Here is a 22,409-nt window from a genome sequence, read left to right on the forward strand (position 1 = left end):
AAACGTTTATATTTCTTTTATCATAACACGCTGCTATCACTACGTGAAAAAGAAAAGGCAGAAATGGTAACTTTCCACCTCTACCTTTTCACCGTTATTTTAATTTAGCAATCCGTTTCTCCATCTCTTTTTGCGTCATCGGTCCAATGAACTTATCTTGAATGACACCTTCTGTATCAATAAAATAAGAAGTTGGAATGGTAATTACTTTATACGCTGTTGTCACATCAATGTTCTTGTCCAATAAAATAGGAAAAGTAATTCCTTTTTCTTTAGCGAAGTTCCTTACCTTTTCTTCTCCCCCTCCTTTTTCTGAAGGAGTATAGTTTATAGCTAAAATTTCTACGTTTTCTTTATGTTCTTTATAAAAGGCCTCCATATCAGGCATTTCTTGCTGACAAGGCCCACACCACGTTGCCCAAAAGTTTAAAATAACTTTCTTTCCTTTTAAATTGGATAACTTTACATTCGTTCCATCTATCTTTGCTAATTCAAAATCTGGTGCGCTCTTTCCAATTTCAATACCGTTCCTTGCGAAAATCTCTTTCATAGCAGCTTCACTTTTGGCAGGCTTTTCTTGCATTACTTGATCCTCTTTACCAAACTGTTCATAAGCTGCATATCCCGCTAAACAAAGTAACACTACAATAATGGTAAGCTTCCGCCACATATTATATCACCCTTACGTGTTTATCTTCTTATTACATAATCACCAAAATACTATATACCTTATTTTAGCTTATACGGACAAGCTTGGAAATATTCACAGTCGAAATAGTTAGAATATTTATAGTCCAGATGAAATATTTCCCTTTTTATCATATAATTAGAAATAAATACAAAACTTGCGAGTTGATATGTATTTTACAATTACTTATCAACCCTTTCACTTTTGTTTTTTTCACTTTACCATTACTTTGTATTTTTTTTAGCACCTTACTATACAAATTCAAATGGGCTGCAATTATTATTTCTTTTACTGTTCCACTTATATTTTTCATTATCGTCTCTAAATTTAATATACACCTAGCTTTACAAAACTTAGACGCTTGGATTGTTTATAGTGCTGTTTATTCTGTACTTTCCTACATAACAGCAGCGCTAATACGAAGAAAACTGCACATGTAGAGCTTTCAAAAAGGGGGATTTTTATGAATTTATTTGAAAAAATACTATTATATATTCTTAGTTTTATATTTTCACCAATCGGGATTATCACTTGGATCATCTCGCTCTTCAGTAAAGATCCTGAAAAAAAGCAAGTGGGACGTATTTGTCTCTATATCGCTTTAATCTCATTTATCCTTTTAGCTGGTCTCGGTATTCTTAGTTTCTTCACGATGACTACCACCACTACTATACAATAGTTACAGAAAGGATGATTGTTTTGGGAGAACACCCTATTAGTAAAGAACTTCGCTATATACGCATATGTTTAGTTATTTTAGTAATCGTTCTTTTATTTTTCAACGGTGAGCGAGTCGTTGAAATTTCTACAAATCATGATTCCATAGAAAATATTTCCACCAGTAATATGACACAGATTGCTGAAAATACATTTGCTATTCAAGAATATAATCCATCACTAAGTAGCGAACGTATAGTCAAGATTTTCAAGTATAATCCGGATACAAATCAACTTACTCTAGTAAAAGAGTTTAGTACTAACGATCCTGAGTCTTATACGTATCAACTTAATAAGAGTGAATAAAGATAAGAGCGCTATGTAGCTCTTATCTTTTTATTAGCATCTCTTTAAACAATGACTTACAATTTAATAATTCTCTAGGATCCCCACATTCCACAATACTCCCATTATTCATAACAACCACCCGATCCGCTATCATCGCATTCTCTACATCATGTGTCGTCACAATTCTCGTTACATTCCCCCCTAGCCCTTTAAGCATATTCCAAACCACTTCTTGATTGCTCGGATCTAATCCCGCAGTCGGTTCATCTAAAATAATAAGATTCGGATTTGATACAATCGCTCGCAATAACGCAAGACGTTTTCTCTCTCCTCCCGAAAACTCTTCACCGCTTTTATGTAGTACAGTTTGAATCCCTTCAGGTAAATCCCTAATAATCGGCTTCACATTTACAAGTTCAATATTTTTTGCTAACTGGTTTTCTAAATACTCTTCACCGAAATACATATTCTCTTTTATTGTCGTCCGAAAGAAACGAGATTCTTGCCACACTGTAGTCATACGAGCCCCATTACCATAATAAACAATGCTACCGTTAGATGGTTTATACACACCCGTTATTAATTTTAAAAGCGTTGTTTTTCCTGCACCACTTTCTCCTACAATAATGACGAGTTCACCAGGATTAATTTGCAAATGAATATTTTTAATTCTACATCTCTCTTCGACGTTCTCTTGAAATGAAACATTTGTTAATCTCATTCCCATCGCTTTCTCTACATTTCTGTATTCAGCTCCTATATTTAAAAAACAAAAAACTCGATTTGCCGAAGCAATAGCAACTTGTGTCATCATTAATAAATCACTTGCATAACGAACAGGAAAAAATAACATCTCAATTGTAGCTAATACCGCCACAAGCGAACCGACTTCCATATCCCCTTTTATTATTTTTTTTGCTCCTATAATAAGAACAACTATATATGCTCCTGTTTCTATTACCGTTCCAACTATCCCAATACAATGTTGTATCATCGTCTTCCTTACTTCTGTTTTATAAGATTGTGCCGTCACTCCTTTAAACAAATGAATTGCCCATTTTTCTTTTTGTAAGCTACGTAAATCTTGTATACCTTTTACAAACTGTGACATCATCTCTACAACACTTGATTGATTTTTTTGAGCAATACTTGCAATATTTCTTACTTTCCCCCCCATAAGCATTGGAACAATTGCACTTAAAAATAAAAACGGGGTTATCCACCATATGAACTGTACATCGATATGTTGTAGAGCTATGAACGCACCAATAAATTGTGCAATGGCGTGGATGTATTCTATTAATATAGATCCATATAACCTTACCCAATTCGGAATATTAGAAACGACTAATGTTTCTAACTCCCCTTGTTTTACCTTCTCACTTTCTTCAAACGGTAATAAGAAAAAATGACGTAATACATCTATACGCTTCTCTCGTAATATTCGCTGACTTACTTTTGAGCTTACATAATCAAATAACAGATTGTTCACCCACATCAAAAATCGACTCCCCGCAAACAAAGCAATATATACATACGTACCTTTTAACTCCCGCTGAATAATGTTATCTACAATTAGCCCCATAAATAGCGGACGGGATAAATTTAAAATGGCAGCTACTATTCCGCTACAAATCGCACTAATTAGCAATAGCTTTTCTTGCAACAGCGGCAACATTATTCTTCTATACTCATTCATTGTCATTCCCCCAATTTTGCATAATAAAAGGAAAGGGATGAAACCAAATGGTTTCATCCCTTTCCCTCTGTACATAAAGTAAGGAAGCTAACAAATGTTAGCTTCCTTATCATTCATTTCAATTATTTAGTTTGACACTTTAGACTCTTCGATTTTCGAACGAAGAACCATTTGCAAGATACCACCGTGACGGTAGTAGTCAATTTCAACTTCACTATCGAAACGAGCTACTACTTCAAATTGCTTCTCTTTTCCTTCTGCATCGATTGCAACTACTTTTACAAGATCGCGTGGTCTAACCGTTTTGTCAATTTGAATTTCAAATGACTCGTCACCAACAAGACCTAATGTTTCAGCACTGTCGCCATCTTTAAATTGTAATGGTAATACGCCCATTAATACTAAGTTACTGCGGTGAATACGCTCGAAGCTTTCTGCGATTACTGCTTTAATACCTAATAAGTTTGTACCTTTCGCAGCCCAGTCACGAGAACTTCCCATACCGTAGTCTTTACCAGCAACAACTAGAAGGCCTGTGCCATCTTCTTTATATTTCATCGCAGCATCATAGATAGATGTTACTTCACCAGTTGGCCAATATGTTGTATATCCGCCTTCTGTTCCTGGTGCGATTTGGTTTTTAATACGGATGTTTGCAAATGTACCACGCATCATAACTTCATGGTTACCACGACGAGAACCGTAAGAGTTAAAGTCGACTGGTTGTACGCCGTTTTCTAGTAAATAACGTCCAGCTGGCGTGTGCTTACCAATTGAACCTGCTGGTGAAATGTGGTCTGTCGTTACAGAATCACCAAATTTACCAACTATGCGTAAACCTGATAACGTTTCAACTTCACCTGGCTCTTTAGATAATCCTTCGAAGAACGGTGGGTTTTGAATGTATGTTGAATCATTATCCCAAGTATATAAAGCTTCATTTGAAGTTTGGATTTCATTCCAGCGCTCATTGCTGTTAAATACTTGTGCATATTCTTTTTTGAACAATTCAGATGTAACAACACTTTGAACTACATCTTCAATTTCTTTAGCTGATGGCCAAATATCATTAAAGTAAACAGCATTACCATTTACATCTTTACCGATTTCATCATTTTTCAGGTCAATATCAACAGTACCTGCAAGTGCATATGCCACAACAAGTGGTGGTGATGCTAAGTAGTTTGCCTTTACAAGTGGGTGAATACGACCTTCAAAGTTACGGTTACCAGATAAAACAGATGTTACTAATAAATCATTTGCTGCGATTGCTTCTTCTAATTCCTCTGCTAATGGACCAGAGTTACCGATACAAGTCGTACAGCCGTAACCAACTGTTTGGAAACCTAATTGATCTAAATACGTTGTTAAACCAGACTTATCTAAGTACTCTGTAACAACTTTAGATCCTGGTGCTAACGATGTTTTTACGTAACCAGGTACTTTAAGTCCTTTTTCAATTGCTTTCTTCGCAACTAACCCTGCTCCAATTAACACGTACGGATTTGACGTATTTGTACAGCTTGTAATTGCAGCGATTGCAATTCCACCTGTTTTCATCGTTACTTCTTGATCTTTCAATGTAACTTTCACTTCTTTATCAAACTCTTGCTCATTGAATCCAAGCCCTTGTGTTCCAACTGGTGCTACAACAGCTTTATGGAACTCCTCTTTCATATTTGAAAGTGGGATTAAATCTTGCGGACGTTTCGGTCCAGAAAGATTAGATTCGATTGTATTTAAATCAATTTCAACAAGATCAGTATAAATTGGATCTTTACTGTCTGCTGTATAGAATAAGCCATTTGCTTTACAATATTCTTCAACAACGCGAATTTGCTCTTCATCTCTACCTGTTAAACGTAAGTATTCTAATGAAATATCGTCGATTGGGAAGAATCCACAAGTTGCACCGTATTCTGGTGCCATATTTGAAATTGTTGCACGGTCAGCTAAAGGCATGCTCTTTAGTCCATTACCGAAGAACTCAACAAATTTACCAACTACACCTTTTTGACGTAACACTTGTGTTACTTTTAATGCAACGTCAGTTGCTGTTGTACCACTTGGAAGTGTACCAGTTAATTTCACACCGATTACTTCAGGTACTGGGAAATATGAAGGCTGTCCAAGCATTCCTGCTTCTGCTTCAATACCACCAACGCCCCATCCAAGAACACCAATACCATTAATCATTGTTGTATGTGAGTCAGTTCCAACTAATGAATCTGGGTATGCAACTAAGTCACCTTCAGCATTTTTCACCGCATGAACAACCGGTGCTAAATATTCAAGATTTACTTGGTGTACAATACCTGTTGCTGGTGGAACTGCACGGTAGTTATCAAATGATTTCTGTGCCCAGCTTAAAAATTTATAACGTTCTTCATTACGTTTAAACTCTAAGTCCATGTTGAATGCAAGCGAGTCCGCTGTACCCGCTCTATCAACCTGTACAGAGTGGTCAATTACAAGGTCTACAGTAATTTCTGGATTAATTTTATCAGGATCTCCGCCCATATCTGCCATTGCTTTACGAAGCGAAGCCAAATCTACAACAGCTGGAACACCTGTGAAGTCTTGTAAGATTACGCGAGATGGTTTAAACGGAACATCGATATCTTGAACATCTTTCGTTCCCCATTTCGCTAAATTTGTAACATGTTCTTCTGTAATTACGCGTCCGTCTACTTGACGAAGTACAGATTCAAGTAAAACTTTCACGGAATATGGTAATTGAGATACGTTGCCAACCCCTGCGTTTTCAAGCGCTTTCAATTGATAATAATGATACGTCTTTCCATCTAGTTCAAAAGTTGCACGTGATTGAAATGGATTATGTTTGACCATTATGTTTCCCCCCTGTTAAACGTGACTAATTTGTCTGAATATAAAATGTAGACAAACTTTTCAATACCTTACGATAATATCTTATTACAACTTTCTAAATAAGTAAATAATAAGAAACTTATGGATTATCATAAGTTTTCTTTATCTTTCTAAATTTGAATAGTGTCCATGCTCTTTATTAATACTATTACTATAAAGTAAAGCACTCTTTCAGTGTTTTACTTTACGTTCATATATGCTATGAACGACTCATGGTTCGTCTATAAAAAACATTATAGAGGTGAGAAAAATGGGTAAAAGAAAAGCCAATCATATTATTTCAGGAATGAATGCTGCATCCGCCCAAGGGCAAGGAACTGGCTATAATGAAGAGTTCGCAAATGAACCTTTAACTCCGGCAGAGCGACAAAATAATAAGAAACGAAAAAAGAATCAGTAACGAAAAATCCCAAAAGGTATACCTTTTGGGATTTTCTCTAATGTTTATAACGTAACAACTCCGAAACTGTTACAAATCGATAACCCTGCTTTTTCAGTTCAGGTAAAATTTTTGCTAATGCCGCCACTGTTTGACTACGATCACTTCCCCCATCGTGCAACAGTACAATATCTCCACTTTTAGCATTTTTCACAACATGATTTACTATGGATTCTGTACCCGGATTCGCCCAATCACGAGGGTCTTGATGCCATGACCATAGAACAATTTGATACCCAGCTTTTTTTGCCGTAGTAAATACAGCATCATTAATATATCCACCTGGCGGACGGAACAATAAAGGTTCTTTCACCCATTTTTCAAAATATTTCTTTCCATTTAAAATATCATGTTCTAATTTTTCATCTGATGAATTACTCGCATACAAATGATTCATCGTATGATTTCCGATTTCATGCCCTTCTTTCAACACTTGCTTTACTAAGTACGGATTACGCTGAACTCGAAAGCCAATCATAAAAAAAGTCGCTTCCGCTTTATATTGACGTAATAACTCTAATACTTGCGGTGTATAAGTTGGGTCCGGTCCATCATCAAATGTAATTGCGATAATTTTTTCATTATTTGGCACTTCCCATGTTACATAGCCAGTTGGCTCTAGCTCTTTTCTTAACAACATTTTAGCTTCCACTTTGTCCACTTGAAATATATGTACTGCACAAATTAAAGAAAAAATTGATAGAATAATTTTTCGTTTCAGCATAGTAGCACTAAAAGTAATGAGGTTGTTGAATTCACAACAACCTTTTTCACTTTTCTATTTGATCTACATTTCGCATAATATTTTGGAGATTACTTTCATATTGCTCAAGTTGTGGACGCTGCGTTTCTGATGCTACTTCAAGTGCATTTTGAATCTGTTCGTACGCCTCTTGCACTTCTTGGCGTAACTCTTTTAAATCATGGCCGTAATTCGGGTCATTTTTCACAATATTATTGAATATATTTTCCGCTTGAACAACCCCTTGCTGCGCGGCCTGAAAAGCCTGTTGCTTATCTTTATGATATGGCATAACACTTTCCCCTTCCTATATGAGTTAGTCCTACTTATCTTTACCCATTTCTCAAAAAACATTCTCGTATAAATTCGCAAACTTCTCTCATTCTAAATAGGGAGAGGAGGTGTAAAATACAATGGGTAAAAACAAGAATCAATCTAATCGTCAAAACGAGAAAAAAGGGCAATCTTCTGGACAGCCCGAGCCTTTAAGTGGATCTCATAAAGTTAAAAACCGTAATCATTCACGTCAAAAAAATCATGCACATCATGATATGTAAAGCAAAAGTATTCACACACACTGTATCTTTCACATAAAATGTTTATATTTTTCTATTTGTTCTTCACCTCTATTTCATTCATGCATAACATAGTATGAATTGAGATTTTACGGAGGGTGTCTTTCATGGGCAAGAAAAAGAAGGATTGTCTTTTTCATGTTGATGGTTTCGAAGAATGGATGGATCAATTTTGTTCCGATTCTTATAGTAACTTTAGTTTTCCAAATCAAATTCATATTGACCTTTGTGAAACAGAACAAGAATACATTTTGGAAACAGATGTACTAAATGTAACTGAACAAGATGTACTCATTAAAAAGATGGAGACAGGCCTAAACATTTGCATACTTCATAAAAATAATTCTTTACAGCGGATAATTCCTTTACCTGCTAATATTATTTATAAGAAGATGCTAGCCTGCTTAGAGAATGGATATTTAGCCATTCATATTTCCAAAAATGAAGTTGCCAACACGCATGAAGAGAAAGTCTTTTTTCGAATTAACGATTAATATAAATACAAACATAAGCCCCAGCAACCTTTTAGTTTGCTGGGGCTTATGTTATTTCGCATGTAATTCTATTTTAGAATTTCTAATATATCTTTTTTTCATTAAGCTTTTTGTAACTAATAGGACTGGAAATGCAGTGGTTGAAAAAACAGCTAATATAAAAAATACAATAAAGCCATTTTGATATCCATAATGATCGAGAAGTATCCCGCCAAACCAAGGACCAATTACTACTCCAATTCCCGAAAAGCCCATAGCTCCAAAATATGTCCCTTTCAAATGCGAAACAGCTATCTCATCAATAAATACATCTGTCATTGAAAACATTAATACTTCTCCGAATGTAAAAATAATTGTACATATAGCAGCCCCTAACATAGATTCTACTAGTCCAAATCCAAACAATCCCCCGCTCACAAATAACGTTCCAACCATAATAGATGCTAACGGCGTATACTTTTTACACATTTGAATAACAGGGTATTGAATAACTACTACTGTAACCGCATTTAAAGTTAGCATATATGAGAACAACTTTACTCCATCTTGAAATATATGTGCGTTTGCAAAATATTGAGATAGTGTCGTCGTTAAATGTGAAAAACCACTATTACTCAAAATGATTCCGACTAAAGCAACTAAAAATACTATGTCTTTTCGCAAAATCCGAACCGCACTTAACATTGTGACCGGATTTTCTGTAGTTACTTTCTTATTATCAAGTGGATATTTCTTAAATTGAAACGCTAATATAACTGTATATAAAATGTACACTCCAGCGGCTACTAAAAAAGGAATCGTTGATTTTGCACTTCCAATCTGTAATCCAACAAGTGGACCCATCGCTACTCCAACATTTATTGCACCGTAACGCAAATTATATACGAGTAAACGATACTCTGGTTTCGTTAAATCTGATAATAAAGCTCTTGATGTCGGTTCAAAAAAAGAACGACATAATCCATTCAAAGCGTTTAATAGAAAGAAACTCAAAACATGATCTGCAACTGAAAATCCTATAAATACAAACACCCAAACAATCATGGACCATATTATAATCATCTTTCGACCAAATCGATCCGATAAATTGCCTCCAATAAAACTAGCTAACACTCCAACAAGCGCACTCGTTCCAATGATAGCACCGGTCATTCCAGCCGATACGTCTTTAACAGTCGTTAAATAAATCGCTAAAAAAGGAATGCTCATTGAAGTTGCAAACCTAGCAAATAATGTCCCTATAATGATACTCATTCCAAGTGGATGAATATTTTGTAACTTCCCCTTCATCTTTAAACCTACTCTCCCTTTTCTTACATAAAAAAAGAAAGCAAAGGATCTGCTTTCTTTTTCCTTTTTCTATACTTGAGATGTTTATACCCGAGCTGTTCTCGTTATTTCCATATCAATTCCGTATGTAAACTGTAGTTCTTTACAAACATCTTTAATCAAAATAGCTACATTATACTTTTCATTAAATTCTAAAACAATGCTTTCTACTTCTTCATATGTATACTTATATTCGCCAGTAATTACACTTTTTAAATCAAAGCATTCATTAATACAAAGCTGGACGAGTAATTGTTCATACTTCTCTATGACATCTTCTTTTTTCCAAAGTAACTCCTTTACATATAACCGATCAAATTTCACACTTTCTCGATTACAATCCGTTAAAATCCGGGTCATCTCATTTAATTCTCGATATAATTCGGAAATATTTCTGCTTAAACTAAGCAACTTATCTACGCCGTTTTCATATGGCATTTTCATTCCCCCCCGCATTTTCTTCTTATTATAGCAAGAAAATTCTAAAAAAAGTTTCTTTCTTCTGAAATATTAGGAAACTAATTTCAATTGCTTTACAATGAAACTAGCTAACACGAAAGGGGAAAGAAAATTGGAGAAAAAATTATATTACATCGACGCTTATAAGAAAGACTTTACTACTAAAGTTATAAAACAAGAGCATGATACAGAAGGAAGCTTATATGTTGTCTTAAATGAAACTGCATTTTATCCAACAGGCGGCGGACAACCACATGACACTGGAACTTTAAATGGTATTCCGGTAAGTAACGTTGAAGAAGTAAATGGAGAAATTCGTCATTTCATAATAGAACAATTACATACAGAAGAAGTAGAGGGTAAAATAGATTGGGAGCGCCGTTTTGACCATATGCAACAACATACGGCTCAGCACATTTTATCCGCTGCTTTTTGGGATCACTTTAACATACCGACGATCGGGTTCCATCTTGGAAAAGAAACTATAACCATTGATTTAGAAACTGCCAATCTTTCTACAGAAACTGTTGAGAAGGCCGCACAAATTGCTAATCAAATTGTTTTTGAAAACCACCCTATTCGTATTAAATGGATGAACTTAGAAGAGGCCAAAGCATTACCCCTTCGCAAAGAACCAACTATGACAGAAAATATACGCGTTGTTATTATCGCAAATTATGATTACAACGGCTGTGGCGGAACGCATCCGAAACACACTGGTGAAGTAGGTCCTATTCAAGTACTAGGATGGGAGCGCAATAAAGGTGGTATACGCTTAACATTTATAGCTGGTTGGCGTTCTCTTAAATTAATGGGACAACATCAACAAATATTAACCGATGTTTCTAAGCAATTGAACAGTAGCGAAACTGATATTCCAGCAAAAGTAGCACAACTTCTTACCTCTCAAAAAGAAAACGAAAAGGCAATACAAGCAATGAATGAAAAACTATTATTTGTAGAAGCAAATGAACTATTACAACAATCGGAAGAAATACATGCTGGAACACTTATCTCTCGAGCATTTACAAATCGCTCTATGCAAGAAGTCGCAAAACTAGCTGCCATTATTACAGAACAACAAGAACACGCAATTACATACTTCGTTATTGAAAATGAGGACAAATTACAATGTATTCTTGCTTGTGGTAAAGCAGTGACACTCGATATGAATGCTCTTTTAAAAGATGCCCTCCCTTCTATTGAAGGAAAAGGCGGAGGAAATAAAAAGAGTGCTCGTGGCGGTGGGAAAGCAATTATGAGTAGAGATGAGTTTTTAAATCAACTTGCTTCTTCTTTACAGTCAGCAGTGTAAAACATGTTTATGAAGGGTAGCTAACGGCTATCCTTCAATTATTTACAGGCCTATATTTTGTTTCAAGCCTTGATAACTCCCTGCACTTGCAAAACCTTCACTTATAAGAGTTATAAAAGTTTCCGAAAAACCATAATGACTTAAGTCTTTAATCACTACCATTTGTACATCATGAATTGGATTAAGATCAAATTCATTAGAAGGTAACGTAATTTCACCTTCAATCCTTTCAAGCAGAAACGTAATATGTAATAAAGATGGACTAGCATCTGGTTTATCACAAACATAGAGTAGCTTCTTAATTTTAACTTCTAATCCTGTTTCTTCTCTCATTTCTCGAATCATCGCTTCTTCTAACGTTTCACCATTCTCTACCCTTCCCCCAGGTAAAGACCAATTGCGATTAGCAACTTTTTGCTTTACTAGCAATACTTTTTCATCTTCAATTAAAATTCCCGTAACACGAACTTGCATTACACTTTCCATATGTAATCTCCTCTTCCCGTTATATTTACAAATTAATCCTTCCACAAAAAGAACATATGTTTTATAATTAAAGAAAATTATGGAAGAAAGAAGTTGTTACATCTATGCGTCCACCTTTAACAAAGTCTATATCACTTGAAGATTTCCAAAACTTTTATTGGTTAAAAGCAGAACTGCAAACATTTTGTCGTGAGCATGGTTTGTCAGCTAGTGGCTCTAAGATTGAAATAACCGAGCGTATCTCACATTATTTACATACTGGTAAAATATTAAAAAACAGCTCTAGTCAAAAGGTGAGTAAAGCTTCCCTCTCTTATAAAGAACTTTCTCTTCAAACGATTATTACTAACAATCACCGCTGTAGCGAAGATGTTCGTGCTTTTTTCAAAGAAAAAATCGGAGCAAACTTCCGCTTTACAGTAGCTCTTCAAAAATTTTTTAAAGAGAATGTTGGAAAAACATATGAAGACGCGATAACGTTTTGGTATGAAGAAAACGAACGAAAAAAAGATCCTACATACAAAACAACTATCAGCGCGCAGTTTGAATACAATCGTTTCACTCGCGACTTTTTCGAAGATCCAAATAACAAAGGGAAATCAAAAGCTGATGCTATCGCTGCTTGGAATGAAATAAAAGCAAAACCTGGTAGTAATGCTTATGTTCCTCAAAAAGTAGAAAACTAGTCCCTTTCTAGTTTTCTACTTTCTCAAATAATAGCGCAAGCCCTATTCCACCACCAATTCCTAACGTCGTAATTCCATATTTCATATGCTCTCTTTGTGCTTGATAAAACAAACGTGTCACAAGCATAGCTCCAGATGTACCGTACGGATGACCGAGCGCAATTGCTCCACCATTTACATTTAATTTTTCAAAAGGAATTTGTAACTCCTTTGCACAAGCAACAATTTTTGAAGCAAATGCTTCATTTATTTCAAAATAATCGATGTCCTCTACTTTCATATTCATTTCGTTTAATAATTTGTTCACCGCAAATATCGGACCAGTCCCTGGAAGATTTGGATCCACGCCAACTACAGCACTACGAACGAAACGAAGAACTGGCTTGTACCCTAATTTCTGTGCTTGCCCCTCTTCCATTACAAGAACAGCACATGCTCCATCATTTACACCGCACGAATTACCTGCTGTTACCGTTCCATTTTGTAAAAATACAGGTTTCGTTCTCTTAATCATTCTTTCATAATTCATTTCCCGCTTTATAGATTCATCTAATAATCCATTAAAATAATGAGGTAATATCTCTTCTTGTATATATCCTTTTTCTAATGCTTGCAGCGTTCTTTTATAGCTAAGACAAGCATATTCATCTTGTATCTCTTTTGTTATGTTATATTGCCCTGCAACATACTCAGCCGCCAATCCCATATCTGGATCCCCAATTGTTTCAGGTGAAAACCGCGCTCTATTTTGAAAAGGTGACGTACTTGTACTCTCTACGCCCCCAGCAATATAACAATTACCTGCATCCCCTTGAATAAAATGACACGCAGTACGAATTGCTTCCAATCCAGCTCCGCATTGCCGGTCAATCGTTACACCAGGTATATGATAACCAAGCCCAGCTTCTAAAGCAGATAATCTTGCAACATTACCTCCCGGTCCAACAACATTCCCTAATATAACATCGTCTATTTCTCTCTCAATTCCTTTACTTAAAAACGTAAGAAGTGGTGCTGCTAATTGCTGAACTTCATAATCTTTCAACATCCCGTTTTTTTTACCAATAGGTGTTCTTTTCGCTTCTACAATAACCGCCCTATTCATATATCTTCTCCCGGTTTTCAATCATACTTTTTGCTGCATTGCGAGCTATTTTCCCGCTATTTGTATAAGGTATTTCATCAACAAAGTACCATTCTTTCGGTATTTTAAAAGATGATAATCGTTGTAAGCAAAAACTTTTTAATTGTTGCTTTGTAGCACTTCCTTTTACGATAGCGACAGGCTTTTCACCACAGTAACTATCTTCTACACCAACCACAACTATTTCTTCAACAGCTGGATGTGTCTGTAATACCCTTTCTATTTCTTCTGGGAAAATATTGATTCCTCCAAATAAAATCATATTCTTCTCTCTACCAACAATATATATAAAGCCTTCTTCATCTTGGTAGCCCACATCCTGCACTGTCATCCAGCCACCTTCGGACAATTGCGGGATTATAGCTCCATCCGATACATAGCCCATAAAAAATTGATCACTTTTCACATACACAGTTCCTATCTCACCTGTCTGTACTTCTTCTCCTGCTTCATTACATATTCGAACTTGTACATTATGACAAGGTTTCCCTACTGAATTCGGTTTTCTTTCACTCTCTTCATCAACCAATGCCGTTACAAAGCTTAGCTCAGACGCACCATAAAACTCATATCTTTTTGCATAAGGAAACACATTCTTCATCTTCTCTTTTGCTTCAGCTTCCCATTTGGCTCCTGACGAAATAATTTTCATTTCACTTTCAATTACTTTATTTTCTTTATACAAAGACTCAAGCATTGTAGGAACTGTATACATTACAGAAATATTCTCTATCCTTATACTAGATAGCACTTGAACTGGTACAAACTTTCTCATTATGTGTACCGTTTGCCCTAAAAACAATGCACTTATTGCCCCGTATAAGAAAAGAGAATGAACAAGCGTCCCAGCTATTAAAATAGAATTTTCCTTTTTCAGATGAAAGTCATGTACATTACAATCAAAACTATGTACCCACGACTGTTGAGCACGTAAAAACGCTTTTGCTTTTCCAGTCGATCCTGATGTAAATCCCATATAAAAAGGAGCGTTTTGTACATTTTCTACAGAATGATATGCAGGAAGATAGTTCTCAATCATTTCTTTCCATTCTTCAATCTCAATAATCCTTCCTTCTTCACACGATATATCACTAAGCCTATACTGCTCCGCCACAATAATATCCGGTTTACTAATCGCTATTCTTTCTTTAAGTTCATCTCGTTTCCATTTTATATCTAGTGGCACACAAACCCATCCAGCCATAGCGGAACCCGCAAATAGTTGTAAAAATTCCATACTATTCTCTAATAAAATTGCTATCGTTTTATTCTGCGATTCTTTTTCATTCAACCAGTTTGCTACTTTACACACTGACTCAAACCATTCTTTATATGTTAATACTCTATCATTTTCTTTAATCGCTATTTTATTTGGTTGTAAAGAGGCATACTTTTTATATTCTTTTGTAATCCCCATATGAGACGTCCTTTCTTTACAAAATAATAAAAAGAAACACGCAAGTAACGTGTTTCTCCTTTTTCTTACCCCGCATTTGTAATTTTTTTATTCTTCAAAGCAGGCGTAATAATATGTTTCAATGAGCGATGTAATCTTGTCACAAGAATCGCTGCTATAGTCGCCTTTATGCAATCACCTGGTAAAAATGCGACACTTACTTTCATCGTTTCCCATACGGAAATATCCATTACGAAAGCTTGGACAATGATACCAAATACATAAACTACGAAAATACCACCAATTATATTAATACATAGTACTTTTATAATAGAAACTTCACGTAAACGCTCAATTAAATATCCAATGACAAACGCTCCAACGATATAACCAAGTAAATATCCTGCACTTGGCCCAACAAATACACCTGGTCCCCCGCGCCCACCAGCAAGTAATGGTGCTCCAACTCCAACTATAAGTAAAAAAATAAGCTGACTTAACGCACCAAGACGTGAGCCTAACAACCCACCAGCAAGCATAACACCGAGTGATTGTAATGTAATTGGAACTGGTGTAATAGCAAGAGCAATTGGAGGTATTAACCCTAACACTCCCATAATAGAACTAAATAAAGCGACGAAAACTAAGTTTTTTGTATTCATATTTGCTTCTCCTATTTGTAAACTTGAAATGGATTTTAGATAACATATTATAGGAGTTATATTATCTTTCCCTTCGACGTTTGTCAACCGTAATTAAAAATAAGTTTACAAATGAAAGTTTGGTTATTTCTCTTTATGCAAATGCTCAAGTTCTTTTCGAAGTGCCTGTTTTAAAAACTTCCCAACAGATGTTTTCGGTATTTCTTCCATAAATACAATATCATCTGGTAACCACCACTTCGCAAACTGCGGTTTTAAAAACTCATATATTTCTTCTTTTGTAACCGTACTATTTTTCTTTTGAACAACGCAGGCAACTGGGCGTTCTTGCCACTGCGGATGAGGAATTGCAACGACAGCCGCTTCAAATATAGCATCATGTGCCATTAAAGCATTTTCAAGATCCACTGAAGAAATCCATTCTCCCCCGCTTTTAATAACATCTTTCGTACGATCAACAATTTTCACGCAGCCTTCCTCATCAACTGTAACAACATCACCAGTATATAACCAACCGTCTCGGAATCCTTCGACAGTACGATCATCGTTATAATAGCTTTCAGCGATCCAAGGTGCTCGTAAACATAACTCTCCCATCTCAGTACCATCCCACTTCACTTCACCGTTTGTACCGACTACTTTCATCTCTACACCAGGGACAAGATATCCTTGTTTTGAGCGGATTTCTAATTGCTCTTCATATGATAATTCTGTTTCATAACTTTTTAAACGTGCAAGTGTTACGAGTGGGCTTGTTTCAGTCATACCATATGCATGTACGAAAGGAACATTATATTTTTGCTCAAATGCTTTAATAACGCTTTTCGGTGCAGCAGCACCACCGCATAATATTCTCGTTATACTAGATAAATCGTAACTATTATTTTCTAACTCTTGTAATACACCGAGCCAAATTGTCGGCACACCTGCTGCTATCGTTACTTTTTCAGTTTGAATCATCTCTAATAAAATTTTCGGAGTAAACATTGGTCCTGGCAGAACTTGTTTAGTTCCAAACCAAGTAGCTGCAAAAGGAAGCCCCCAAGCATTCACATGGAACATCGGTACAATTGCCATAGCCGCATCACTTTCCGATAAAGCAGCTGTATCCGCTAAACCGAGTGCCATACAATGCAATACAGTACTACGATGCGTATATACAACACCTTTTGGGTTTCCTGTAGTCGCTGACGTATAACACATACCAGCAGGTGTATTTTCATCAATATCTTTTACAAATTGGAAAGTTGGATCGCCTTCTTCTAATAGCTTTTCATAATGATATACAGGTTCTAGCGTAGTATTGGGAAGTTCATCTTTATCAGTCATAATAATGTAGGCTTGTACAGTTGATAATTGTGATTGAATATTTTCAACAAGTGGTACGAGATCTTCATCTATAAGTAGAATTCGATCTTCTGCGTGCTGAATAATGTATGAAATATGTTGAGGAGATAAACGAATATTAATTGTGTGTAAAACGGAAGCAATACCAGGAATAGCAAAATACGCTTCCACATGTCGATGATGATTCCACGCTAACGTTCCTATACGCTCGCCTTCTTTAATTCCTAATTTTTTTAACGCACTAGAAAGCCTTCTCGTCCTTTCACCTAACTGCTTATACGTTAATGTCGTAACTGTGTCATGTGTCCGTGAAACAATTTCTTTCTTTGAAAACAGTTTTTCTGCTCTTTCCATCATAGAACTAATTGTTAGCGGTACATTCATCATCATATTGGTTATATCCCCCTTTAAAGCGTTTTCATTTCTGTATATTATAACAGACTTCTACAAATAATTACGATATTTATCTGTATTTTCTGAATTATTTCTTTGGAAATAATTCTAATAAATAAAAACCATGTTTTGAATACATACGATACAAAACATGGTTCTCTCCTATTTAAAAACTATCTACCTTTTTTCTTACTTTCTTTTTTAATTTAAAAATGACACGATTACTATATTCTTTATTTTCTACTAAAATCCGATACGTCTCTAACACTCCTAAAACACGAACAAAAAGATAAAACCCGATAGCAATAAGTACAACACAATAAGGATAATACTGCACGAGCTCTCCTGAAGTAATTCGTTTTTTCTCAAATAAAAATGGTATCGCTCCTGCTGCTATGAAACAAAGTCCAACAATTACTACTGCAGCATACTTCTTTTTAATAGTCGCATATCTTTTTGTCAATTCTTTTAAAAAGTTTGGATCAAATAGTAATTCTTCTTTTTTTAATACATTGTATCGACTCTCTTCTATAGTTACAGGTACCATCATTGCTCCAATTCCAAGGACAGCAATGATAATGACAAGGAATGTAGACATTGTTGCATTTTCTTTAAATAATAAATACGGTATTGTAGATAAAATAAGCAAGCTAAATCCTAATGCGATATATTTAGAAATTTTTTGCCCATACACTATATACCCTTCCGCCATTTCCTTACTTACATAATAACCATTTTCCTTTTCATTACTTTGCTCAGCAGTTTCTTTTAATAAGTAATCAAGAGATACTTCAAATACATTTCCAATCATTATTAGTTTTTCGGTTTCAGGAAAACCTTGACCATTTTCCCATTTGCTAACCGCTTGTCTTGTTGTGTTTAATTTCTCAGCTAACGCTTCTTGAGAAAGGCCTTTTTCCTTTCTTAATTTAAAAAGCTTCTCACCAAATTCCATATGTGTGTCCCCCTTTGTTTTCTTAACTAAATTGTAGGTCAACATTGCTCTTATCTCTATCTTCCTGTGGTTGCACTTTGTCAACTTACAGTTGCGATTGTGTTATATAGCGGTTTTGTATACGATTTAGCTGTTTTTCTTCTATAATTATGGCGTTAATAAAATAATTACTCTCAATGACCAATTATAACAATTAAAGGGAATTATTGTTATAAAAAATAAAAAAACTCCTTTATTCATTTAAAGGAGTTTTCGTTATGAACCATTCTAAGATGACTACTTTTTCTTCTATATATTTTTCTGTTTCATGTAATGAATGATGAGCATCTCATAAAGTATATGTTTTTATCTCTTTTTTTAAGGCGTACTCATATATATGTAAAATGTCACTTATATTAAATTAACTTAATGTAAGATCTTTCGTATACGACGTTTTATATTACCACTTCTTAACAATCATAGCGGCTTCTGCTTAAACTTTTCATAATTCCGTACCTTTAATGAAAGGATATTCCCGCAATCTGTACAAATATAAGCATCCACTGGTGAAGATGTGAACATCGTTTCCTTTTTCCGTATCTGTGCATAACCGATAAACTCACCTTCTCCTATGTTTTGAGAACCGCAATGAGAGCATGTCTGCACGTCTTCCTGTTTCATGAGAGCACCACCTTTAATCTGTTTCTACTCCCTTCGACAGTTCACTTCCATTTACCTTCCAAAAACCTTCTTATTCTCTTACATTTCAACAGGAATCTCAGAACAAACATCGTATATGTACTATGAAATATATTTATTGACGGAGGAATCGTATGAGTACAATTATGACAGTCAATACAGCACAAGAAATTGAGAACGCAGAAATAGATATGCTTTCTTCTAGATTAGAGGCACTACAAGAAATAAGCGGAAATCCAATGCAAGTACAAATGAAAAAGTTCGAGAGTGCCACTGCCTTTTCATCAAAAATAATTGCTGGTCCTGCTTTTAATACAGTAAAGGGCATTACATTTACAAATACAGATGAGATAGATGAAATCATCGCTTATTATCAATCACTACAAATCCCTTGCCGTTTTGAAATTACACCGGCTCAAGGTACAACTGAATTATTTCAATACTTATCTCAAAAAGGTTTTTATCAATCTAGCTTCCATACCGCTTTATATAGTTTACCAAGAGAAGACTCATCGCTGCTGCCTTCTAACATTTCAGTACGCCAACTAAAAGAAAATGAATTTGATATTTTTGCAGACATATATGTACGTGGATTTAACATGCCATCCTTTACAAAAAATGGCGTTCGTCAAAATAATGAAATTCTTTACAATAAACCAGGATGGCATTTTTTCATAGCCGAAGTTCAAAACACTCCTGCTAGTATAGGGGTACTTTATATAAATAAAGGTATTTCTTCATTAGCTGCTTCTGCTACTTTGCCAGAATTTCAACGTAAAGGTTGCCATACCGCATTAATTCAAAAACGAATTGAGACCGCTCTTGCATCCAATTGCAATTTAATAGTTGGACAAGCAAGATTCGGTAGCGGCAGTCAAAATAATATGGAACGTGCCCATATGAAAATTGCTTATACAAAATCAATATGGACTGCGAAAAACATATAATTAACTTTCTTTTTCTTTCCATTACGAATGTATACATTTTATGACAATTACCTTTCTATCCTGTTATTCATTTGAATATTCAAACTAAATTTGTTACGCTATTACTAGATACATCATTCAACTTGCAATATGAAAAGAGAATTCTACTCAAACTACAAGGAGGAGAAATGTATGACTAAACATGATCATGGTTTAAAAGAAAAAGTAGAAGGTGCTATTGATAAGGTAAAGGGTGAAGTAAAGGAAGTTGTCGGGAAAGTAACGGACAATAAAAAATTACAAGCCGAGGGAAAATGGGATAAAATGAAAGGCACTGCTAAAGATACGGTTGGTAATATAAAAGAAAAAGCACATGAATATAAGGAACATAAATAATAAAAAAACACGTTAGATGCATTTTCATCTAACGTGTTTTTTATTTCAGTTTATATACATAATTAACCAAATATCACACGGTATATTTTTATTTCTCTATACTCTTTGTAAGTGGTTCTTTAAATGCATTTCTATTCCATACAGCAAAAACAATAAGAGAAATAATAAAGAATACAACAAGACATATACCCAAATAATCAAAATTAACTACCTGAATGAGATTCCAAAACGGTCCCTGTAAATTATAGCTTTCAATAAGTAAAGATAATAGTTGATAACCCCCTATTAAAAAAGCCGTTATAACAGATATTGAGGTAATTAATACGTTATATGAATTTCTAATTCGACTATTTTCCATTGCCCACTTATAATTCGTATTCATGAATGTACTATCTAATGTATCCATCAACGACATTCCTGCAGCAAACAAAATGGGAAAAGCAAATATACTTACAAGCGGGATAGATTGACTTGTTGCAGTTACTGTAGAAAGAGCAATTAATCCGATTTCACTTGCTGTATCAAAACCAAGCCCAAATAAAAAACCGATCATATACAATTGCTTTTGACTATCAATAAACCTAAATAAGCGCTGCGTGAAACGATATATAAATCCTAAGTTTTCTGGTTGCTTATCCTCTTGGCTTCGTAACACTTTAATAAGGTACAACAGATTGGTAAGCCCAATAATAATAAGAAATGTACTAGAAACAATTGTGCCGATAATACCGCCTATAGTAGAAAAACTCTCCATTCCATGTTTTGCTGTTTTTCCAATTAAAGCAATTAATACGATCATCACAAATACTACAGTAGAGTGTCCTAATGAGAAGTAAAACCCCACCCCCTGTGAGTTTTTACCTTTTTCAATTAATTTCCGAACAGTATTATCAATTGCGACAATATGATCACTATCAAACGCATGACGCAATCCTAAAGAATATGCAATAATAGCCATTCCAATTATGCTATTGCCTTTATACAGTGCAGGTAATAATAAGAGAATTCCAAGCACATGAAGAAATATAATAATAACAAAAAAATTAGTTGCTTTTTTCAGTTCACTTTTCCACATAGTTACTAACCCTTTCTACTTTAGATTGAATACTCTTGAAAAAGAAAAGTGCCATAATAAAAACTACAATCGTTATAATAGTCACTAAAATAATTACAAAATCATTTAACATACCTGTATGATTTGTAAGTGTTAACAGGGCTGGTATCGTTGCAGTAATCCAAGATTCAATGAAGCAAACAATCCCTACATAAATATGAATCTTCTTTTTCAACCCATCTTGCAGGAAAAATAAAAACCAAAGGAACGCCCAAAAGAACCAAATTATTGTACTTTGTAGACTTCCACTCTCATGTAATTGATTCGCTATTCCCATAACCGTTGCAATAATAGCAACCCAAAGAGAATAGTAACCTACACCTGAAGAATCAAGTTCTAATATATTCGTAAGGCCAACATATAAATAAGTAAAACCAAATAAAAAAATAGTTCCATTAGATAGGATAGTCCACTCATTAGATTGACTTCCTGTAAATAATAAATATAATGGTGTCAAAGTTTGTAATGCCCCTACAAATAAATTGAAGTACCCTACACTTTTGCTATCAATGAGTTTAAAAGCTGCTAGTGAATTCATAAATAGAACTGCACCGACAAATAATAATCCCACATTAGTCATAGTATCCCCTTC

At 34.9% G+C, this 22,409-nt stretch carries 25 protein-coding genes; 9 read left to right on the plus strand and 16 right to left on the minus strand.

The window, feature by feature from the left end; genetic code table 11:
- Positions 1-94: 94 nt before the first annotated feature.
- Positions 95-670 carry a TlpA family protein disulfide reductase gene (locus DN408_RS00120; protein ID WP_002128499.1) on the minus strand — a complete coding sequence of 192 codons (576 nt, stop codon included), beginning with the start codon at positions 668-670 and terminating at the stop codon, positions 95-97.
- Between the two features lie 481 nt (positions 671-1,151).
- Between DN408_RS00120 and DN408_RS00130 the strand changes: the two genes are divergently transcribed.
- Both DN408_RS00130 and DN408_RS00135 read left to right on the plus strand, forming a co-directional pair.
- On the plus strand, positions 1,152-1,367 hold the full coding sequence (locus DN408_RS00130; RefSeq protein WP_002121369.1) for a hypothetical protein: 216 nt from the start codon (positions 1,152-1,154) through the stop codon (positions 1,365-1,367).
- 11 nt (positions 1,368-1,378) lie between these two features.
- Positions 1,379-1,711, plus strand: coding sequence for a YmzC family protein (locus tag DN408_RS00135; protein ID WP_080017234.1), 333 nt, complete (start codon positions 1,379-1,381; stop codon positions 1,709-1,711).
- A gap of 22 nt (positions 1,712-1,733) precedes the next feature.
- On the opposite strand, the gene DN408_RS00140 is transcribed toward DN408_RS00135, so the two are convergent.
- Both DN408_RS00140 and acnA read right to left on the minus strand, forming a co-directional pair.
- Positions 1,734-3,449: an ABC transporter ATP-binding protein gene (locus DN408_RS00140; protein WP_078178553.1), complete on the minus strand. Its 1,716-nt coding sequence runs from the start codon at positions 3,447-3,449 to the stop codon at positions 1,734-1,736.
- A 69-nt stretch (positions 3,450-3,518) separates the two neighbouring features.
- Positions 3,519-6,242, minus strand: a complete 2,724-nt coding sequence (gene acnA / locus DN408_RS00145; RefSeq protein ID WP_002014285.1) for an aconitate hydratase AcnA — start codon at positions 6,240-6,242, stop codon at positions 3,519-3,521.
- Between the two features lie 289 nt (positions 6,243-6,531).
- Between acnA and sspO the strand changes: the two genes are divergently transcribed.
- A complete protein-coding gene (gene sspO, locus DN408_RS00150; protein WP_002033549.1) occupies positions 6,532-6,681 on the plus strand; it encodes a small acid-soluble spore protein O in 150 nt (49 codons plus the stop codon).
- A gap of 37 nt (positions 6,682-6,718) precedes the next feature.
- Here sspO and pdaB read toward each other — a convergent pair whose 3' ends face one another.
- On the minus strand, positions 6,719-7,444 hold the full coding sequence (pdaB, locus tag DN408_RS00155) for a polysaccharide deacetylase family sporulation protein PdaB (protein ID WP_002066634.1): 726 nt from the start codon (positions 7,442-7,444) through the stop codon (positions 6,719-6,721).
- Between the two features lie 46 nt (positions 7,445-7,490).
- Complete coding sequence (locus tag DN408_RS00160) at positions 7,491-7,754, minus strand: hypothetical protein (RefSeq protein WP_002014282.1); 264 nt, start codon at positions 7,752-7,754, stop codon at positions 7,491-7,493.
- Between the two features lie 121 nt (positions 7,755-7,875).
- On the opposite strand from DN408_RS00160, the gene DN408_RS00165 reads away from it, so the two are divergent.
- Both DN408_RS00165 and DN408_RS00170 read left to right on the plus strand, forming a co-directional pair.
- Positions 7,876-8,019, plus strand: coding sequence for a small acid-soluble spore protein P (locus tag DN408_RS00165; protein ID WP_002128508.1), 144 nt, complete (start codon positions 7,876-7,878; stop codon positions 8,017-8,019).
- 125 nt (positions 8,020-8,144) lie between these two features.
- Positions 8,145-8,531: an Hsp20/alpha crystallin family protein gene (locus DN408_RS00170; protein ID WP_002066632.1), complete on the plus strand. Its 387-nt coding sequence runs from the start codon at positions 8,145-8,147 to the stop codon at positions 8,529-8,531.
- A gap of 51 nt (positions 8,532-8,582) precedes the next feature.
- On the opposite strand, the gene DN408_RS00175 is transcribed toward DN408_RS00170, so the two are convergent.
- Both DN408_RS00175 and DN408_RS00180 read right to left on the minus strand, forming a co-directional pair.
- Entirely contained in the window at positions 8,583-9,821 is a 1,239-nt protein-coding gene (locus DN408_RS00175; RefSeq protein WP_078178552.1) for an MDR family MFS transporter, read from the minus strand.
- A gap of 84 nt (positions 9,822-9,905) precedes the next feature.
- On the minus strand, positions 9,906-10,298 hold the full coding sequence (locus tag DN408_RS00180) for a hypothetical protein (protein ID WP_002137716.1): 393 nt from the start codon (positions 10,296-10,298) through the stop codon (positions 9,906-9,908).
- A gap of 133 nt (positions 10,299-10,431) precedes the next feature.
- On the opposite strand from DN408_RS00180, the gene DN408_RS00185 reads away from it, so the two are divergent.
- Positions 10,432-11,634: an alanyl-tRNA editing protein gene (locus tag DN408_RS00185; protein ID WP_147739909.1), complete on the plus strand. Its 1,203-nt coding sequence runs from the start codon at positions 10,432-10,434 to the stop codon at positions 11,632-11,634.
- A 42-nt stretch (positions 11,635-11,676) separates the two neighbouring features.
- Here the strand turns inward: DN408_RS00185 and DN408_RS00190 are convergent, their stop codons facing one another.
- Positions 11,677-12,120 (minus strand): NUDIX hydrolase, encoded by a 444-nt coding sequence (locus tag DN408_RS00190; RefSeq protein ID WP_002128512.1) that lies wholly within the window; start codon positions 12,118-12,120, stop codon positions 11,677-11,679.
- A gap of 104 nt (positions 12,121-12,224) precedes the next feature.
- Between DN408_RS00190 and DN408_RS00195 the strand changes: the two genes are divergently transcribed.
- Entirely contained in the window at positions 12,225-12,806 is a 582-nt protein-coding gene (locus tag DN408_RS00195) for a DUF6434 domain-containing protein (RefSeq protein WP_002128513.1), read from the plus strand.
- A gap of 7 nt (positions 12,807-12,813) precedes the next feature.
- On the opposite strand, the gene DN408_RS00200 is transcribed toward DN408_RS00195, so the two are convergent.
- From DN408_RS00200 to DN408_RS00225, 6 genes are all read right to left on the minus strand, one after another.
- Positions 12,814-13,911 (minus strand): acetyl-CoA C-acyltransferase, encoded by a 1,098-nt coding sequence (locus DN408_RS00200; RefSeq protein WP_078178550.1) that lies wholly within the window; start codon positions 13,909-13,911, stop codon positions 12,814-12,816.
- Positions 13,904-15,367: an acyl-CoA synthetase gene (locus DN408_RS00205; RefSeq protein WP_147739910.1), complete on the minus strand. Its 1,464-nt coding sequence runs from the start codon at positions 15,365-15,367 to the stop codon at positions 13,904-13,906. The genes DN408_RS00200 and DN408_RS00205 overlap by 8 nt, the downstream gene beginning before the upstream one ends.
- A gap of 65 nt (positions 15,368-15,432) precedes the next feature.
- Positions 15,433-16,008 carry a biotin transporter BioY gene (locus DN408_RS00210; protein WP_002014265.1) on the minus strand — a complete coding sequence of 192 codons (576 nt, stop codon included), beginning with the start codon at positions 16,006-16,008 and terminating at the stop codon, positions 15,433-15,435.
- 123 nt (positions 16,009-16,131) lie between these two features.
- Positions 16,132-17,745 carry a long-chain fatty acid--CoA ligase gene (locus DN408_RS00215; protein ID WP_002185168.1) on the minus strand — a complete coding sequence of 538 codons (1,614 nt, stop codon included), beginning with the start codon at positions 17,743-17,745 and terminating at the stop codon, positions 16,132-16,134.
- Positions 17,746-17,914: 169 nt separating this feature from the next.
- Entirely contained in the window at positions 17,915-18,703 is a 789-nt protein-coding gene (locus tag DN408_RS00220) for a helix-turn-helix domain-containing protein (RefSeq protein ID WP_002185167.1), read from the minus strand.
- 456 nt (positions 18,704-19,159) lie between these two features.
- Positions 19,160-19,363: a hypothetical protein gene (locus DN408_RS00225; protein WP_002185166.1), complete on the minus strand. Its 204-nt coding sequence runs from the start codon at positions 19,361-19,363 to the stop codon at positions 19,160-19,162.
- 152 nt (positions 19,364-19,515) lie between these two features.
- Between DN408_RS00225 and DN408_RS00230 the strand changes: the two genes are divergently transcribed.
- Both DN408_RS00230 and DN408_RS00235 read left to right on the plus strand, forming a co-directional pair.
- Positions 19,516-20,328, plus strand: a complete 813-nt coding sequence (locus tag DN408_RS00230; RefSeq protein ID WP_147739911.1) for a GNAT family N-acetyltransferase — start codon at positions 19,516-19,518, stop codon at positions 20,326-20,328.
- A gap of 171 nt (positions 20,329-20,499) precedes the next feature.
- Positions 20,500-20,703: a CsbD family protein gene (locus tag DN408_RS00235; RefSeq protein ID WP_016120632.1), complete on the plus strand. Its 204-nt coding sequence runs from the start codon at positions 20,500-20,502 to the stop codon at positions 20,701-20,703.
- Between the two features lie 88 nt (positions 20,704-20,791).
- Here DN408_RS00235 and DN408_RS00240 read toward each other — a convergent pair whose 3' ends face one another.
- Both DN408_RS00240 and DN408_RS00245 read right to left on the minus strand, forming a co-directional pair.
- Positions 20,792-21,778: a HoxN/HupN/NixA family nickel/cobalt transporter gene (locus DN408_RS00240; RefSeq protein WP_002128522.1), complete on the minus strand. Its 987-nt coding sequence runs from the start codon at positions 21,776-21,778 to the stop codon at positions 20,792-20,794.
- Positions 21,765-22,397: an AmiS/UreI family transporter gene (locus DN408_RS00245; RefSeq protein WP_147739912.1), complete on the minus strand. Its 633-nt coding sequence runs from the start codon at positions 22,395-22,397 to the stop codon at positions 21,765-21,767. The genes DN408_RS00240 and DN408_RS00245 overlap by 14 nt, the downstream gene beginning before the upstream one ends.
- Positions 22,398-22,409: the final 12 nt, after the last annotated feature.

The organism is Bacillus sp. AR13-1 (assembly GCF_008042285.1).
Taxonomy (GTDB): domain Bacteria; phylum Bacillota; class Bacilli; order Bacillales; family Bacillaceae_G; genus Bacillus_A; species Bacillus_A mycoides.